The 15272-nt window shown below is 60.7% G+C and carries 17 protein-coding genes; 6 read left to right on the top strand and 11 right to left on the bottom strand.

Features of this window, described 5'->3' with window-relative positions; genetic code table 11:
• Positions 1 to 21: 21 nt before the first annotated feature.
• From Q1A52_RS00405 to mdh, 10 genes are all read right to left on the bottom strand, one after another.
• Positions 22 to 2979, bottom strand: a complete 2958-nt coding sequence (locus Q1A52_RS00405) for a 2-oxoglutarate dehydrogenase E1 component (protein ID WP_300009427.1) — start codon at positions 2977 to 2979, stop codon at positions 22 to 24.
• The gene (locus tag Q1A52_RS00400; protein ID WP_300009424.1) at positions 2976 to 3491 is read right to left on the bottom strand and encodes a hypothetical protein; all 516 of its coding nucleotides are present in this window, start codon (positions 3489 to 3491) and stop codon (positions 2976 to 2978) included. Before Q1A52_RS00400 ends, Q1A52_RS00405 begins: the two co-directional genes overlap by 4 nt.
• Positions 3492 to 3732: 241 nt before the next feature.
• Positions 3733 to 4620 (bottom strand): succinate--CoA ligase subunit alpha, encoded by an 888-nt coding sequence (sucD, locus tag Q1A52_RS00395; RefSeq protein WP_300009422.1) that lies wholly within the window; start codon positions 4618 to 4620, stop codon positions 3733 to 3735.
• Between the two features lie 50 nt (positions 4621 to 4670).
• On the bottom strand, positions 4671 to 5468 hold the full coding sequence (locus Q1A52_RS00390; RefSeq protein ID WP_300009418.1) for a class I SAM-dependent methyltransferase: 798 nt from the start codon (positions 5466 to 5468) through the stop codon (positions 4671 to 4673).
• A 1-nt stretch (position 5469) separates the two neighbouring features.
• A complete protein-coding gene (locus Q1A52_RS00385) occupies positions 5470 to 5952 on the bottom strand; it encodes a hypothetical protein (protein WP_300009415.1) in 483 nt (160 codons plus the stop codon).
• Positions 5949 to 6494, bottom strand: a complete 546-nt coding sequence (locus tag Q1A52_RS00380) for a hypothetical protein (RefSeq protein WP_300009412.1) — start codon at positions 6492 to 6494, stop codon at positions 5949 to 5951. Before Q1A52_RS00380 ends, Q1A52_RS00385 begins: the two co-directional genes overlap by 4 nt.
• An 8-nt stretch (positions 6495 to 6502) precedes the next feature.
• Entirely contained in the window at positions 6503 to 7063 is a 561-nt protein-coding gene (locus Q1A52_RS00375) for a hypothetical protein (protein WP_300009409.1), read from the bottom strand.
• Between the two features lie 4 nt (positions 7064 to 7067).
• Entirely contained in the window at positions 7068 to 8261 is a 1194-nt protein-coding gene (gene sucC / locus Q1A52_RS00370; protein WP_300009406.1) for an ADP-forming succinate--CoA ligase subunit beta, read from the bottom strand.
• Between the two features lie 205 nt (positions 8262 to 8466).
• Positions 8467 to 9051: a TetR/AcrR family transcriptional regulator gene (locus Q1A52_RS00365; protein WP_300009403.1), complete on the bottom strand. Its 585-nt coding sequence runs from the start codon at positions 9049 to 9051 to the stop codon at positions 8467 to 8469.
• Positions 9052 to 9163: 112 nt separating this feature from the next.
• Positions 9164 to 10126: a malate dehydrogenase gene (gene mdh / locus Q1A52_RS00360; protein WP_299781224.1), complete on the bottom strand. Its 963-nt coding sequence runs from the start codon at positions 10124 to 10126 to the stop codon at positions 9164 to 9166.
• Positions 10127 to 10337: 211 nt separating this feature from the next.
• Here mdh and Q1A52_RS00355 point away from each other — a divergent pair, with 211 nt between their 5' ends.
• On the top strand, positions 10338 to 11075 hold the full coding sequence (locus Q1A52_RS00355; RefSeq protein ID WP_300009399.1) for a sulfite exporter TauE/SafE family protein: 738 nt from the start codon (positions 10338 to 10340) through the stop codon (positions 11073 to 11075).
• A 93-nt stretch (positions 11076 to 11168) separates the two neighbouring features.
• Here the strand turns inward: Q1A52_RS00355 and Q1A52_RS00350 are convergent, their stop codons facing one another.
• On the bottom strand, positions 11169 to 11501 hold the full coding sequence (locus Q1A52_RS00350; RefSeq protein ID WP_300009396.1) for a hypothetical protein: 333 nt from the start codon (positions 11499 to 11501) through the stop codon (positions 11169 to 11171).
• A gap of 332 nt (positions 11502 to 11833) precedes the next feature.
• Here Q1A52_RS00350 and Q1A52_RS00345 point away from each other — a divergent pair, with 332 nt between their 5' ends.
• From Q1A52_RS00345 to Q1A52_RS00325, 5 genes are read left to right on the top strand one after another with little or no spacing between them, the layout of a single operon-like run.
• On the top strand, positions 11834 to 12691 hold the full coding sequence (locus tag Q1A52_RS00345; RefSeq protein WP_300009393.1) for a CoA ester lyase: 858 nt from the start codon (positions 11834 to 11836) through the stop codon (positions 12689 to 12691).
• Between the two features lie 4 nt (positions 12692 to 12695).
• Positions 12696 to 13253: an NnrU family protein gene (locus tag Q1A52_RS00340; RefSeq protein ID WP_300009390.1), complete on the top strand. Its 558-nt coding sequence runs from the start codon at positions 12696 to 12698 to the stop codon at positions 13251 to 13253.
• 16 nt (positions 13254 to 13269) lie between these two features.
• The gene (locus Q1A52_RS00335; protein ID WP_299831792.1) at positions 13270 to 13473 is read left to right on the top strand and encodes a DUF1737 domain-containing protein; all 204 of its coding nucleotides are present in this window, start codon (positions 13270 to 13272) and stop codon (positions 13471 to 13473) included.
• The gene (locus tag Q1A52_RS00330; RefSeq protein ID WP_300009387.1) at positions 13473 to 14507 is read left to right on the top strand and encodes a MaoC family dehydratase; all 1035 of its coding nucleotides are present in this window, start codon (positions 13473 to 13475) and stop codon (positions 14505 to 14507) included. Before Q1A52_RS00335 ends, Q1A52_RS00330 begins: the two co-directional genes overlap by 1 nt.
• 24 nt (positions 14508 to 14531) lie before the next feature.
• A complete protein-coding gene (locus Q1A52_RS00325) occupies positions 14532 to 15248 on the top strand; it encodes a DUF4344 domain-containing metallopeptidase (protein ID WP_300009384.1) in 717 nt (238 codons plus the stop codon).
• The last annotated feature ends 24 nt before the right edge of the window (positions 15249 to 15272 follow it).

The raw sequence follows: 15272 nt of genomic DNA, 5'->3' as shown, positions 1-15272 counted from the left end.
TTCTCTTATTCCCTTCGGCGCTTATTTCTTGATCGTCAACGCATCGTCCACGAGCGCTGCTTGTTGTGCTTTGTGCTGGCTGGCCAGACCCGTGGCAGGCGAGGCCGACGTGGCGCGGCCTGCATAGATCGGGCGTGGGTGCTTGGACTTTATGCGGCCCAGCACCCATTCAATGTTGGGCTCGATGAAGGTCCAGGCGCCCTGGTTCTTGGGCTCTTCCTGGCACCAGACAACCTCGGCCTGCTTGAACCGTTCCAGCTCCTTGACCGCGGATTGTGCGGGGAAGGGATAGAACTGTTCGAGGCGCAGCAGGTAGATGTCATCGATGCCACGCGCGTCCCGCTCTTCCAGGAGATCGTAATAGACCTTGCCCGAACACATCACCACGCGTTTGATCTTGCCGTCGGCGACGAGCTTGGTGTCAGAATTGCCCTGGTGCGCGTCGTCCCACATCAGCCGGTGGAAGCTGGAGCCGGTGGTGAATTCTTTTGCTGTGCTCACCGCCAGTTTGTGGCGCAAGAGCGACTTTGGCGTCATCAGGATCAACGGCTTTCGGAAGGATCGGTGGATCTGTCGCCGCAGGAGGTGGAAGTAATTCGCCGGTGTGGTGCAGTTCGCCACGATCCAGTTGTCCTGCCCGCACATTTGCAGGAAGCGTTCCAGCCGTGCGGAGGAGTGTTCCGGCCCTTGCCCTTCGAAGCCATGCGGCAACAGGCAGACGAGCCCTGACATGCGCAACCATTTCGATTCACCCGAGGAGATGAACTGGTCAAACATGATCTGCGCACCATTGGCGAAATCGCCGAACTGCGCCTCCCAGAGTGTCAGCGCATTGGGTTCCGCCATCGAGTAGCCGTACTCAAAGCCCAGCACCGCATATTCGCTGAGCATCGAGTCGATGACCTCGTAGTGCGCCTGCCCTGGTTTGATGTTGTTGAGCGGAAAATAGCGCTCTTCGGTGTTTTGGTTCACCAGCCCGGAGTGCCGTTGCGAGAAGGTGCCGCGGGTGCTGTCCTGACCGGCCAGTCGCACTGGGTATCCTTCGGTCAGTAGCGAACCAAAGGCCAGCGCCTCGGCCGTGGCCCAGTCGATACCTTCGCCACTGTCAAACATCTGTTTCTTGGAGTCCAAGAGGCGACCTACGGTTTTGTGTATGGGAAACCCGTCCGGAACCGTGGTCAGCGCCTTGCCGACTTCCATCAGCGCGGCCTTGGAGATTGCGGTGTGCCCGCGCTGGTATTGGGTTTTCTGCTTGTCGAGATGAGACCACTTGCCATCGAGCCAGTCGGCCTTGTTCGGGCGGTACTCCTTGCCCGCCTCAAACTCTTCGCTCAGATAGGCTTGGAAGGCGGCCTTCATATCTTCGATCTCGCCTTCGGGGATCAGCCCATCCTTGACCAGACGCTCGGTGTAAAGGCTCAGGGTGGTTTTATGGCCCTTGATTTTTTTGTACATCACCGGGTTCGTGAACATCGGCTCGTCGCCTTCGTTGTGTCCGAACCGGCGGTAGCAGAAGATGTCGATCACCACGTCCTTGTGGAACTTCTGGCGGAACTCGGTAGCGACCTTCGCTGCATGCACAACCGCCTCCGGATCATCCCCGTTCACGTGGAAGATCGGTGCCTCGACCACCAGCGCGTTGTCAGTAGGGTAGGGCGAGGAGCGGCTGAAGTGCGGGGCGGTGGTGAACCCGATCTGGTTGTTCACGACCAAGTGCATAGTGCCGCCCGTCTTGTGCCCGCGCAGGCCCGACAGTGCGAAACACTCTGCCACCACGCCCTGACCGGCAAAGGCTGCATCCCCGTGCAGCAGGATCGGCATGCAGGACGTGCGCTCGGGGTCGTTGTTCTGATCTTGTTTGGCGCGCGCTTTGCCCAGTACCACCGGGTTCACGGCCTCAAGGTGGCTGGGGTTCGCCGTGAGGCTCAGGTGCACTGTATTACCGTCGAATTCCCGGTCGGAGGAGGCGCCGAGGTGGTATTTCACATCCCCCGATCCATCGACATCCTCCGGCTTGAAACTGCCGCCCTGAAACTCGTTGAAGATCGCTTTGTAAGGTTTGGCCATCACATTGGCGAGCACCGACAAACGCCCGCGGTGCGGCATGCCGATCACGATGTCCTTGACGCCCAGAGCGCCGCCGCGCTTGATGATCTGCTCCATCGCAGGCACCAGGCTTTCGCCGCCATCAAGGCCGAAGCGTTTGGTGCCCATGTATTTCACGTGCAGGAATTTCTCGAAACCTTCGGCCTCGACCAGCTTGGCGAGGATCGCCTTGCGCCCTTCACGCGTGAAAGAGACCTCCTTGCCAAAGCCCTCGATACGCTCTTTCAGCCAGCCCGCCTCTTCAGGGTTGGAGATATGCATGTACTGCAGCGCGAAGGTGCCGCAGTAGGTGCGTTTCACAATCGAGATGATCTCGCGCATCGAAGCGGTTTCCAGCCCCAGCACGTTGTCGATGAAGATGGGCCGGTCCATGTCGGCCTCGGTGAAGCCGTAGGATTTCGGGTCCAATTCGGGGTGCGGTGTGTTCTCGCGCATGCCCAGCGGGTCGAGATCGGCCACCAGATGCCCCCGGATGCGGTAGGCGCGGATGATCATCAGCGCGCGGATGCTGTCGAGTACCGCGCGTTTGATCTGGTCATCAGTGACTTGCACGCCCGCTTCGGCGGCCTTGGCGCGGATTTTCTTGTCTGCGCCCTTGAGTTCGGCCTCGGGTGCCCATTCTCCAGTCAGCGCCTGCGTCATCTCATCGCCCGGCTGCGGCGGCCAGTCGGTGCGCGCCCAGCTTGGCCCTTCGGCTTCGCGTTTCACCGCAACCTCGTCATCCCCCATCGCCTTAAAGAAGGCCCGCCAGGCATCATCGACCGCGTTGGGGTCATTGGCATAGCGCGCATACATCTGTTCGAGGTACTCCGCATTGTGCCCCTGCATGAAGGAGGAGGCATGGAACTGGTCGTTGGGGGTGTGTTCGGTCATGGGGTTACCTCATGTGGGTTGGGACCGTATTCGTTGGGGCCGGGTTGGGAGGGGGCCACCCAGAGAAATCGTGTGGCGAGAGTGGCGGTGCTGCCGATAACAAAGATCATGGCGCAAAATTGTAAGGCAACTTTACCAAGTTCAAAATTGAGTAATATAAGAAGTGCATACGCCAAAAGCGCCAGTCCAAAGCCGCAAAAGAAACCTGGGCCACTTTGGAAAGGCAAAACTGGTAATATGCGGAAGGGAGCAGGCGGCAGAATGTGCAACGGAAGAGTGTCGCGATGCCTTTTCGTCGCTACATTTACAGCAATAAAAAAGGTTAGGAACACGCACACGAGGGTTAGAATGGTTGATATCTCGCGCGAAACCAGAAGCGACAGCGCAGCGATTACGATAATTGCGGCTAAATTGGCGAAATATGCTGTCCTGAATCTTTCCGCAGGCAACCGTTCTCTTCTTGAAAAGAGATCAACAAACAACTGCCTTGCGCCTTCCTGAATGGTGGTCACCTTACGCGACCTCCCGCCCGGCGGCACCGCCGGGCAGCCCCCGACCGCCCCCCCCGGCCGGGGGCTGCCCTCAGCACATAAGTACGACGGTTTACGGCATGCCGGGGCTTCGCTCGTCCGGATGGTACATCGACCCATCGAGCCTTTGTCGCGCGCATGCTGACACAAGGCCGGGGCTCGGCCCGTTCGCCGCTCCAAAGCGCCACTGGCGCTTTCGCCTCGCTTATGCTCTGTCCGCGGCTCACCCCTTTTCAATCGCCTCTTTCACCGCCTCGCCAAGCGTCGCGGGGCTGTCGGCCACGACGATCCCGGCTGCGCGCATGGCTTCAATCTTGTCTTCGGCACCGCCCTTGCCGCCGGCGACGATCGCGCCCGCATGGCCCATGCGGCGGCCCGGAGGGGCTGTGCGGCCCGCGATGAAACCCGCGGTGGGTTTCCAGCGGCCCTTTTTCTTTTCATCTGCCAAGAATTGTGCCGCGTCTTCCTCGGCGCTACCGCCGATTTCGCCAATCATGATAATGCTTTGCGTCTCGTCATCGGCCAGAAACATTTCCAAAACGTCAAGGTGCTCGGTCCCCTTGATCGGGTCGCCGCCGATGCCGACAGCCGTCGACTGGCCATAGCCCAGATCGGTGGTCTGCTTGACCGCCTCGTAGGTCAAAGTCCCCGAACGCGAGACCACACCACAGGAACCGCGCTTGTGGATATGTCCGGGCATGATGCCGATCTTGCAGGCGTCGGGCGTGATCACACCGGGGCAGTTCGGCCCGACCAGTCGCGATCTGGACCCCTCAAGCGCGCGCTGCACCTTCATCATGTCCAAGACCGGGATGCCTTCGGTGATGCAGACGATGAGCTCCATCTCGGCATCAATCGCCTCAAGGATCGAATCCGCGGCAAAGGGTGGCGGCACGTAGATGACGCTGGCATTCGCCTCGGTCTTGGCTTTCGCCTCATGCACGGAGTTGAACACCGGCAGGTCCAGATGTGTCTGACCGCCCTTGCCGGGGGTCACACCGCCAACCATCTTGGTACCATATGCAATGGCCTGCTCAGTGTGGAACGTGCCCTGCGAGCCGGTGAGGCCCTGGCAGATCACCTTGGTGTTTTCGTCAATAAGTACGGCCATTTTGGTTCCCTTTTTGGTATTTCAAGGTCCGGATGAGATGGGGCAGAGCATCATTGCGTGCCTGCCTTGTGCAAAAGCACGGTGATGTTGTCGTCCACGGGCAGCGCGATCCTGTTGACCAGCTGCGTGGTGAAGCCAGCGCGGCGAGCGATGTCCGTGAGCGTCGCGAGCGTGAAGTAATTGACGTGATCGGGATAGCGGAAGCCGCACCAGTTGGCCCCGATGACCCGGCGGTTGAGCGAGCCGAAATTGGGCACGCGGACATAGACCGCGCCGTCGTTCTTCAGCGCCCGGTGCGCGCCTTTCAGCACCGCCATCGCCTCGGTTTCATGCTCCAGGTAGGAGTTCATGATGATGCCGTCGAACTGTTTCTCGTCGAACTCCCAGATCGCCTCCGCGCCCGCACCATGGGCGCAGAACCCGCCGTGCGAACGCATATAGGCATCCGCATGGGCGTGCAGTGCCTTGGACAATTCGATCCCGTAAGGCGTCATCGGCGGGCGCACGCGCGCGCCCAGACCACAGCCGATATCCAGCACGTGGCCATCATTGAACCAGGTGCGGTACATGTCGTGTTTGTCGCGGTGGGTCAGGCCCAGCTTCTTGCGCAGCGACCGGATGCCGGGGCTGAGCGCGGTAGACCCCTTGGAGACGTCCTTCTTTGCCTCGTAGGTCTTTTCCCAGGCGAAATCCTCTTCCAGTGCCTCATAGGCGACGGGATTGCGCAGATAGGTCATGTCGCAGGTGATGCAGCGTACGACCTGCCAGTCATCCGGCGAATACCGGTCCCATGGCTCGGCGTCGGTGGCGGTGCAACAGGGGCAGGGGCGCGGGCTGGTGTCGAGCATCTCAGCTGTCCTCCCATCCGTCGGGCAGGCGGTCCACACCGATGAAGGTCTCACCCTCCCGCAGGCCCACATGCACCACCGCGACGCGTCCGCGCAGCAATTCTCGCCCCTCGATCAGCGCGGTGCCGGTCTGGGGCACATGCGTTTCCGGCAGGTCGATCCTGAAGCCGAACACCGGCGGGCGGGCCATCTGAGTGCGCAAGGCGGCAATGGCTGCCTCTGTGTGATCACCTGCAAAGCTCACTTCGCAACGCCGCTCGATCCGGGCCGGGGCCTGCGGCGCGGGCGCCAGCGATCTGTCCCAGAAGGTCAGCGTATAGGGCAGCGGCGCGCCATCGCGGGCCTCCATGCGGCTGCGCGCCTGGGCCGCGGTCTGCCCGGCCTTGAAACAGACCGCGTTGAACGTGGCGATCGCCTGTTCGGCGACGGTCCCGCCGGCTGCGGGCGTCGCCAACACGGAGGAGATGAGCAAGGCGCGGATCATGTCGCCTCCGGCCTGAAAAAGATCAGCGCATAGCGGTACCAGCCGAGGCTGACCGTGCGTTCCGTGGCAATAAGCGACGGGGGATCAGTGGGCAGGGACCACGCCTGTTCGATGTTCCTGCCAAGGGGGGCGGGGTCAATCGGGCGGGCGCCGGGGTAGGTGGCGGTCACGTAGTTCTGAAACCGCGCGGTCTGGCCGGTGCGCGATTCCGCCTGCACGACGCACATCCTTTCCGAGACGGCCACCGCCGGCCGGCGATCATCGATCACATAGGCTCGTGCACCGGGGCTGCGTTCCGGCAGGGGCACATAGCCTGCCGCCCGCAGGGTTGCATCGTCGCGCGGACCCTGTGCGCAAAAGCGGTCAAAGGCGCTGACCATCAAGGCCGGGCTCGACTTGGGCACGAGGTTCGCCCGCCACATGTTGCGCAACTCGGCAGTATCCGAGGAGACGCCCTGCGCCGAGCAGGCAGTAAGCATCAGGCATCCCGCCAGCACGGAACTGCCCGACACGAGGCGGAAAGCCTTTCCCGATTGTCCCATGCCTGCTGTCACGGCGCGACAATCCTCTCTGCTTCTTCCCGGGAGACCGGTGGTGTCAGATACACGTAGTGGCTTGCTCCGTCGCTTTTGGCGCGCGCCTCAAAGATCATCGTGCTCTGATTGCGCAGATGATAAGCCGCATCATCTTGCGATGCGCGCAGCTTCGCCCGGGGCTGGCCCCCCAGGGCGCGTGTTGTTGTCGCAACAAATGCATCCTGAACCCGCTTGTCATCGTCAGGACCCAGGAAGGCCACGCCACAGACCGGCGTGCTTTCGTCAAAACGCGCGGTGAGCGCGATCACCGATTTCAGATTTGTCCGATACGTCTGCGCTGCGAAACGTCCCTGTCCGGGGATGCTCAAGGGTTCGAATTCCCGCGCGGTCGCCACGGCGTTCACCTGTGAAAAATCGGGCAGTGTGTCGAGGCAGACCTCGCGAAATGTCTGGGTCGCCAGCGTGAGATCGGAACTGCTCAGCTTGTCCGCAACGGGATCGAAAGGCTGTACAGTCGTACAGCCCGCCAGCGCAACGAAGGCGCCAGTCACGATCCCGCGGAAAAGCCTGTGCACCGGGTCAGCCCTTGACGGCTTTCACGATCTTCTGCGCGCCGTCCTTGAGGTCATCGGCGGCAATCACGTCGACATCGGAATTGTTGATGATGTCCTTGCCCTGCTGCACGTTGGTGCCCTCCAGACGCACCACCAGCGGCACCTGCAGGCCCACCTCCTTCACCGCGGCCACCACGCCTTCGGCGATGACATCGCAGCGCATGATGCCGCCGAAGATGTTCACCAGGATGCCTTTGACGTTGGGGTCGGAGGTGATGATCTTGAAGGCTTCTGTCACCTTCTCCTTGGTGGCTCCGCCACCGACGTCGAGGAAGTTGGCAGGCTCGGCCCCATAGAGCTTGATGATGTCCATCGTGGCCATGGCAAGACCCGCGCCGTTCACCATGCAGCCGATTTCGCCATCAAGCGCGATGTAGTTCAGATCGTATTTCGAGGCCTCCAGCTCCTTGCTGTCCTCCTCGGTGGTGTCGCGCAGCTCGGCCACGTCCGAGTGACGGTAAATGGCGTTGCCGTCAAAGCTGACCTTGGCATCGAGCACTTTCAGATCGCCGCTGTCGGTCACGATCAGCGGGTTGATCTCCAGCATCTCCATGTCTTTTTCCATGAAGGCTTTATAGAGCAGGCCCATCAGGCCGACGCATTGCTTGATTTGTTTGCCAGTGAGCCCCAGCGCAAAGGCGATGCGGCGGCCGTGGAAGGCCTGATACCCAGAGGCTGGGTCAACCGAAAAGCTGAGGATTTTTTCAGGGGTTGCCGCAGCCACCTCCTCGATGTCCATGCCACCTTCGGTGGAACAGACAAAGCTGACGCGGCTGGTCTGGCGGTCTACCAGCAGGGCGAGATACATCTCCGTCTCGATGCCCGAGCCATCCTCGATGTAAATGCGGTTGACCTGCTTGCCGGCCGGCCCGGTCTGATGCGTGACCAGCGTGCGGCCCAGCATCTTCTTGGCTTCCTCCGCGGCCTCTTCCACAGATTTGGTCAGACGCACGCCGCCTTTGTCCCCGGCGTCCGGTTCCTTGAAGCTGCCCTTGCCGCGTCCGCCCGCGTGGATCTGCGCCTTGACCACCCACATCGGACCGTCCATCGCACCGGCGGCTGTTTTGGCCTCTTCCGCCCGCAGGACCACCCGACCGTCCGAGACGGGCGCGCCATAGCTGCGCAACAATGCTTTCGCCTGATATTCGTGGATGTTCATGGATAGGGTCCCGTTTTGTTGGATCGGATCGTTTCGCCGATATAAAACCCGAAATTCCCATGATGGAACCTGTTTTGGCCTTTATCACAGCTTCAAAGTGAGAAATCGACATTTTGTGATCACAGGATTTTCTGCTGTGATCACAAAATGTGCCAGAGCGACAATTTTCATATAAAGCAAGGGATTCGCAGCCCGGGGACCCGGGTTACGCCACAAAGAGCCGTTGGCAGGCGGCGACCATCTCGTTTTCATAGGTCGATTGCGTCCAGCCGCGCTGCAGGACGAGATCTTCCCATGTTGTCACCAACAGCATGGACCACATCAGGTCAGTGGCAATTTCCGGGTCCAGACCTGCGGGCAGATCGCCGTCCCCATGCAGCGCCTGGATAGCCGCCGCGCACCCTTCACGCATGTCGGACATGCGTCGTGACCAGGCGGATGCGGCCTCGGTATCCGTAGCCGCCATGTCCATGAGTGGCTTTGCGACACGGTAGATTTTCGGCACGTAGCTGCACCAGGCAAGGACAAACGCCTCTAGCCTGACGCGTCCGGATGGTGCGGTGCGGCTGGCCTGCAATTGACTGTCCATATCAAGCTGTGCATCGAGTGCTTTGGTTGCGGCGATCAGGACTTCGGCGCGAGAGCCGAAATGCAGGTAAATCGCCTGACGGCTCACGCCGGCCTTCTTGGCGATATCCGACAGCCGCGTGGCGTCGCGCCGCTCGCTTCCGAGCAGGGCAAGTGCGGCATTCACGATCCGCTCTCGCGTAGGGGGGCGCTCTCTTGACATGGCGTCAATGAACAAATCCGCGGCGCAAAGTCAAGCTGACGCCTCATGGACGCGGCCAAAAAAAGAGCCCGGCGGAACGGGCTCTTTCGCAATCATCCTTGTTCGGAAAGGATCAGGACAGGCTGCCGTCGATGCCCTTGCAGGCTTCCACCAGGCCTTTGACCGCCTTTACCGAATTGTCGAACATGGCCTGTTCGTCCTTGTTCATCGAAATCTCGACAATGCGCTCGACACCGCCCGCGCCGATCACGGTCGGAACGCCGACGTAGAAGCCTTTCAGGCCGTAAGCGCCGCTGACGTAGGCCGCACAAGGCAGAACACGTTTCTGATCTTTCAAATAGCTTTCGGCCATTTCAATTGCCGAGGTCGCTGGCGCGTAGAAGGCGGAACCGGTTTTCAACAAGCCGACGATCTCGGCACCGCCGTCACGGGTGCGCTGCACGATCGCGTCGAGTTTTTCCTGCGTGGTCCAGCCCATTTTCACCAGATCGGGCAGCGGGATACCGGCGACGGTCGAATAGCGCACCAGCGGCACCATCGTGTCGCCGTGTCCGCCCAGCACAAAGGCGGTGACGTCCTTCATCGAGACGTCGAATTCGGACGCAAGGAAATGGCGGAAGCGCGCAGAATCCAGCACGCCCGCCATGCCGCAAACCTTCTCATGCGGCAGGCCGGAGAATTCGCGCAACGCCCAGACCATCGCATCGAGCGGGTTGGTGATGCAGATGACAAATGCATTCGGTGCGTGATCGCGGATACCTTCGCCAACGGATTTCATGACCTTTAGGTTGATACCTAGCAGATCATCGCGGCTCATGCCCGGCTTACGAGCCACGCCAGCGGTCACGATGCAAACGTCAGCGCCCGCAATGTCTTCATAGGTTTGTGTGCCGGACATGGTGGCGTCGAACTTGGCAGAGGGGCCGCTCTCCGCGATGTCGAGCGCTTTGCCTTCCGGGACGCCTTCGGCAATATCAAAAAGGACAACGTCGCCCAGTTCCTTCAGCGCTGCCAGATGGGCAAGTGTGCCGCCGATTTGACCAGCGCCGATCAGCGCGATTTTGGGTCTTGCCATGGAATATGCTCCGCATTGGGTTGAAGTTGCGCCCTCTGCTACCCATTAACGCCCGCTTGCGCAAGTTCACTTGCGTGGTTGTGTTCGGGCGGGCGCTGTCGTGATCTGTGCATGCCGAATCGTGTGCTTCCGTGCACGCGTGGATGGCAGGGTGCTGATCAATTGTGCAGGGCACCAGAGGAGAGGCAGCAGATTGCTCACACTGGACTGGATGTTTTTTGCGGTAGCTGGGCCGGCTGTCATCTTTGCAGGTATTTCCAAAGGTGGGTTCGGGTCCGGTGCCGCGTTTGCCGCAGCAAGTATACTGGCACTTGTGGTCGAACCGGGGCTGGCGCTAGGCGTCATGCTGCCGCTTTTGATGCTGATCGACGTTGCGTCCCTGCGCCCATACTGGCGCAAATGGGACGGACAAGCGGCGTTGCTGTTGATCCTTGGGGGGATGCCTGGTGTGGCGCTGGGCGCTGCACTCTACAGGATCGCGGAACCCGATGTACTCCGGGTTCTGATCGGTGCGATTTCTATCGCCTTTGTCCTGTGGCAGGTGGGCCTCGCCCCGAAATTGATGGCGCGGTCGGCACGCAGACTTCCGCTTTGGGCAGGGGGCTTTGCCGGGCTGGTGGCCGGCTTCACAAGCTTTGTCAGCCACGCAGGCGGACCGCCAGCTGCGGTATATCTGCTTTCCACGAAGCTGACGAAAACCCAGTACCAGGCGACAACTGTGCTTGTTTTCTGGGTGATCAATATCGCCAAATTCATCCCTTACGCATTTCTAGGGATGTTCACGCTGGAGACGGGGGTGGCAAATCTCGTGCTGGCGCCCTTTGCCCTGCTTGGTGCCTGGCTGGGGGTGCGCGCCCATCGGCTGGTGCCGGAGCAGCTGTTCTTTGGTCTTACTTATGTGCTGTTGACCCTGACCGGGATCAAACTGATCTGGGATGGTCTAACCTGAGCGGCCGCCGGGCTTAGGCCCGCGCCAAGGGCGCTCGAGTTTTAGCAATGTCTGCCAGGTCTGCCAGGTGGGCCGCTGGCCCACCATTGTAGCTCAGGCGTCGTTGCCTTTGGCGGGCAACGCCTCAGCCAGTGTTTCATAGGACTGTCCGGACGCAACGAGACATGTCAGCCCGTTGGGCGTGGTGACCGTAATTGTCCATGTGCCGGTTTCATCGGAAGCAAAAACCTCGATCACCGCGTTGTTGGCACCCAGACCCATGGATTGGCGGGATTCGCCGTAGCCGTCGGCAAGCCGGTCAACAACGGCGTCGCGTGGTGCACAATTGCGCGCATTTTGCGCTGCAGCATCTGTTGTGGAAGCAATGTAAAGTGCGGCTGCCGCGCTGAGCGCGCCCAAATGCAGCATCTTGGATATGCGTGTCATAATGTGTCTGCCTTCATGTCAAAGGCGGCACCCGCTGTCATCTGGCCCAACCGGTTTTACCGGTGATGACCGGGCGGCCCCGGTTCAAGATAAATGCCGGTGATATCACGAACTCAGCTGCGTCCAGCGGCCAGGCCGTAGCAGTGCTTTGCCGAGATATCCGACGCAAACACCATCCGCTTTAGGGCTGAAATAATGGTTAACCCGCCGTACGGATATAGATTGAATTTGAAATTTGCTGCATTGCGGCACAAATCTGCTTGCAGTTTCTTTCAAAAAATGCCCCATTCCGCGCAATTTTGTGACCTGCTTACTCGCGTGGACCCTTGCCGATGACTGTCTCTCAACGCCCTTTGCGTTCTGTTCTCTACATTCCGGGTTCAAAACCTCGGGCACTGGAAAAAGCCCGGAGCTTGCCTGCGGATGCCATCATATTCGATCTCGAAGACGCGGTGGCACCGGATGAAAAATCAACCGCGCGCAGCACGCTGGCGCAGGCGCTTTCCGACGGCGGTTACGGTGCGCGCATGAAGATCGTGCGTATCAACGACCTGGGAACCGAATGGGGGGCTGGGGATGCACGTGCGGTTCTGTCGATGGGGGCAGATGCAGTGTTGCTGCCCAAGGTAAACGGGCCTGCGGAGCTTGATGCATTGGCAGAGATCACGGGCGATCTGCCGCTGTGGGCAATGATGGAGACGCCCGCGGGCATGCTGCGCGCCGCGGAGATTGCCGCCCATCCGCTGTCGCAGGGCATGGTGATGGGGACAAACGATCTCGCCAAGGACATGGGCACGCGTTTTCGTGCGGACCGCATGCCGCTGATGACCGGGCTGGGCCTGTGTTTGCTTGCGGCAAAGGCGCACGGCCTGGCCATCATCGACGGGGTCTACAACGCCTTTCGCGATGCGGACGGTCTTGTGGCGGAATGTGAGCAGGGTCGCGATATGGGGTTTGATGGTAAGACGCTGATCCACCCGGCCCAGCTGGATGTCGCCAATGCGGCGTTTTCCCCATCCGAGGAGGAAATGGACCTCGCCCGTCGCCAGATTGCCGCCTATGACGAGGCTCTTACGAACGGTCAGGCGGTCGCGGTGGTCGACGGGCGCATCGTCGAAAATCTGCATGTTGCAACTGCACGGGAAACACTGGCAAAGATGGACGCGATAGCAGCTCTCAACGCGGGGTAAGCCAATGACACTTCTCATCACCGGATTGGTCCTTTGGACCCTTGTTCACTATTTCAAACGCCTGGCGCCGGACCAGCGCGCGGCCCTTGGCGCACCGGGCAAGGGCCTTGTCGCGCTTGGTATCGTCGCGGGGCTCATCTTGATGATCGTCGGCTACCGTGCAGCGGATTTCATCCCCGTCTGGCAGCCGCCTGCTTTCATGGTGCATGTCAATAATACGCTGATGTTGCTGGCGTTCTGGGTCTACGGCTCCAGCGCTGCAAAAGGGGCGAAAGCCTGGCCCGCCTATAAAATCCGTCACCCGCAACTCACCGGTTTCAAGATCTGGAGCGCGGCGCATCTGCTGGTCAACGGTGATCTCGCATCCATCCTGCTCTTTGGCGGCCTGCTGGCTTGGGCCGTGGGCCAAGTGATCCTGATCAACCGCGCGGAGCCGGATTGGACAGCACCCGAACCCGCGGGCACCGCGACCTATGTGCGTCTGGCCGTCATTTCGCTTGTCCTCTTCGCACTTGTTGCAGGCATTCACATCTGGCTCGGCGTCTGGCCCTTTCCCGTCTGATTTTCGGAGATAGCTCATGAAACTCTACCGCTTCCTCTCTGAGGAGGACACATCGGCCTTCTGCCACAAGGTGACGGAGGCGTTGAACAAGGGGTGGGACCTGCATGGCAGCCCGACGCAAACCTGGGACCATGCTGCAGGTGTCATGCGCTGCGGACAGGCGGTGGTGAAAGAGGTGGACGGCACCTACACGCCCGACACCAAGCTGGGGGCGCAGTGATGGGGGTGAAGACCAACGCGGGCCGGTTCTTTGAAGACTATACTGTCGGCCAAATGATCCATCACGCGGTGCCGCGCACGGTCAAGATGGGTGAGCGGGCGCTCTACCACATGCTCTACCCCGCACGTCACGCGCTCTATTCTTCGGATCAGTTTGCGCAAAGCTGCGGGCTGCCGTTCAGCCCGCTCGACGATATGGTCGCCTTCCATGTGGTCTTCGGCAAGACGGTACCAGACGTATCGCTGAACGCGGTGGCCAACCTCGGCTACGCGCAGGGACGCTGGATCACGCCGGTCTGGCCGGGGGACACGCTGCGCTCGGTGTCTGAGGTGATCGGGGTCAAGCAAAACTCCAACGGCAAGACCGGGGTGGTCTGGGTGCGCACCACCGGCCTCAACCAGCACGATGAGACGGTCCTGGAATACGTGCGCTGGGTCATGGTACGCAAACGCGATCCGGAGGCACCCGCGCCGGAGACGGTAGTACCGGATCTGCCCAAGGCCGTCGCGGCAGAAGATCTGGTGATCCCGAAGGGCCTCGATTTCACCAACTATGATTGCACGCGGGCGGGTGAGCCACATCGCTGGGGTGACTACGCCATCGGCGAGCAGATCGACCACGTGGATGGTGTGACCGTCGAAGAGGCGGAACATATGATGGCCACGCGGCTTTGGCAGAACACCGCCAAGGTGCATTTCGATACCTCTGCCCGGCCCGACGGGTCCCGCCTGATCTACGGCGGGCACGTCATCTCCATGGCACGCGCGCTCAGCTTCAACGGACTGGCCAATGCGCAGATGGTGGTCGGGCTGAACGGGGGGGCGCATGCCAATCCCTGTCTTGCTGGCGACACCATTCGCGCGTGGTCCGAAGTGCTGGACAAGGCCGAGACATCCGCGCCGGGTGTCGGCGCACTGCGCCTGCGGCTGGTGGCGACAAAGGGCGGCGATCCCTTCACGCTGAAAGGCGAGGATGGGAGGTATCTGTCTGATGTTTTGCTCGATCTGGACTACTGGGCGCTGATTCCGACGTAGAAACCGCAAGGGAAGGGACAGGCGATGGTGAGGCGGACAATTTTGGCAGGGGTGCTGGCGGTCGTAGCGGCCACGTCGGCTGCTGCGCAATCCCGTGAGGATGATTTCGTCGCGGCGAACGTGCTGGCCATTCTCTACCACGAACTTGGCCACGCCCTGATCGACATCCTGAACCTGCCGGTTTTCGGTCAGGAAGAGGACGCAGCGGACGTGCTTAGCGTCCTGCTTATCCATGACCTCTACGAAGAAGAGGCCGCCGCGGGCATCATCTATGATGCGGCTTTTGGTTTTCTCGGAGAGGCGGAAGGGAACGAGCCCGCCCCCTGGGATGTGCACGGCCCCGATCTGCAGCGCTATTACACCATGGTTTGCCTTTTTTATGGTGCCAATCCAGAGGCCCGCGAGGCGCTGGCAATCGAACTGGATTTGCCGGAGGAGCGAGCGGAAACCTGTGTTGAGGAGTTCGAGCTTGCCTATGACAGCTGGGGTCCGGTGCTGGACGGGATCACGGCGGAAGAACCCGGCGTATCGATGGTACTCCAGAGCACGGATGACACGCTGATAGGCCAGCTGATGGTTGATGAGGTCCGCGCGCTGAACGAAGACTTCGATCTACCAGAGACTTTGACCCTCCGGGCAGAGGTCTGTGGCGAGGCAAACGGCTTTTATGATCCGGGAACGCGCGAGATCATCATTTGCAGTGAATTGGATGGTTATCTGCGGTCGCTGGCGGAATTCTGAGGCCCCTTAGAAAAATGATCTGGG

The sequence above is a fragment of the uncultured Roseobacter sp. genome (assembly GCF_947488185.1).
Classification (GTDB): Bacteria; Pseudomonadota; Alphaproteobacteria; order Rhodobacterales; family Rhodobacteraceae; genus Roseobacter.
Note: the sequence above shows the minus strand (reverse complement) of the source record. Positions and strands in the feature narration are given on the sequence as shown.

Excerpts from the sequence above, each read along its gene's own strand:
- mdh (WP_299781224.1), bottom strand. The coding sequence starts at position 10,126 with ATGGCAAGACCCAAAATCGCGCTGATCGGCGCTGGTCAAATCGGCGGC.
- sucC (WP_300009406.1), bottom strand. The coding sequence starts at position 8,261 with ATGAACATCCACGAATATCAGGCGAAAGCATTGTTGCGCAGCTATGGC.
- Q1A52_RS00340 (WP_300009390.1), top strand. The coding sequence starts at position 12,696 with ATGACACTTCTCATCACCGGATTGGTCCTTTGGACCCTTGTTCACTAT.
- Q1A52_RS00335 (WP_299831792.1), top strand. The coding sequence starts at position 13,270 with ATGAAACTCTACCGCTTCCTCTCTGAGGAGGACACATCGGCCTTCTGC.
- Q1A52_RS00365 (WP_300009403.1), bottom strand. The coding sequence starts at position 9,051 with ATGTCAAGAGAGCGCCCCCCTACGCGAGAGCGGATCGTGAATGCCGCA.
- Q1A52_RS00355 (WP_300009399.1), top strand. The coding sequence starts at position 10,338 with ATGTTTTTTGCGGTAGCTGGGCCGGCTGTCATCTTTGCAGGTATTTCC.
- Q1A52_RS00385 (WP_300009415.1), bottom strand. The coding sequence starts at position 5,952 with ATGATCCGCGCCTTGCTCATCTCCTCCGTGTTGGCGACGCCCGCAGCC.
- Q1A52_RS00345 (WP_300009393.1), top strand. The coding sequence starts at position 11,834 with ATGACTGTCTCTCAACGCCCTTTGCGTTCTGTTCTCTACATTCCGGGT.
- sucD (WP_300009422.1), bottom strand. The coding sequence starts at position 4,620 with ATGGCCGTACTTATTGACGAAAACACCAAGGTGATCTGCCAGGGCCTC.
- Q1A52_RS00405 (WP_300009427.1), bottom strand. The coding sequence starts at position 2,979 with ATGACCGAACACACCCCCAACGACCAGTTCCATGCCTCCTCCTTCATG.
- Q1A52_RS00350 (WP_300009396.1), bottom strand. The coding sequence starts at position 11,501 with ATGACACGCATATCCAAGATGCTGCATTTGGGCGCGCTCAGCGCGGCA.
- Q1A52_RS00390 (WP_300009418.1), bottom strand. The coding sequence starts at position 5,468 with ATGCTCGACACCAGCCCGCGCCCCTGCCCCTGTTGCACCGCCACCGAC.
- Q1A52_RS00325 (WP_300009384.1), top strand. The coding sequence starts at position 14,532 with ATGGTGAGGCGGACAATTTTGGCAGGGGTGCTGGCGGTCGTAGCGGCC.
- Q1A52_RS00330 (WP_300009387.1), top strand. The coding sequence starts at position 13,473 with ATGGGGGTGAAGACCAACGCGGGCCGGTTCTTTGAAGACTATACTGTC.
- Q1A52_RS00380 (WP_300009412.1), bottom strand. The coding sequence starts at position 6,494 with ATGGGACAATCGGGAAAGGCTTTCCGCCTCGTGTCGGGCAGTTCCGTG.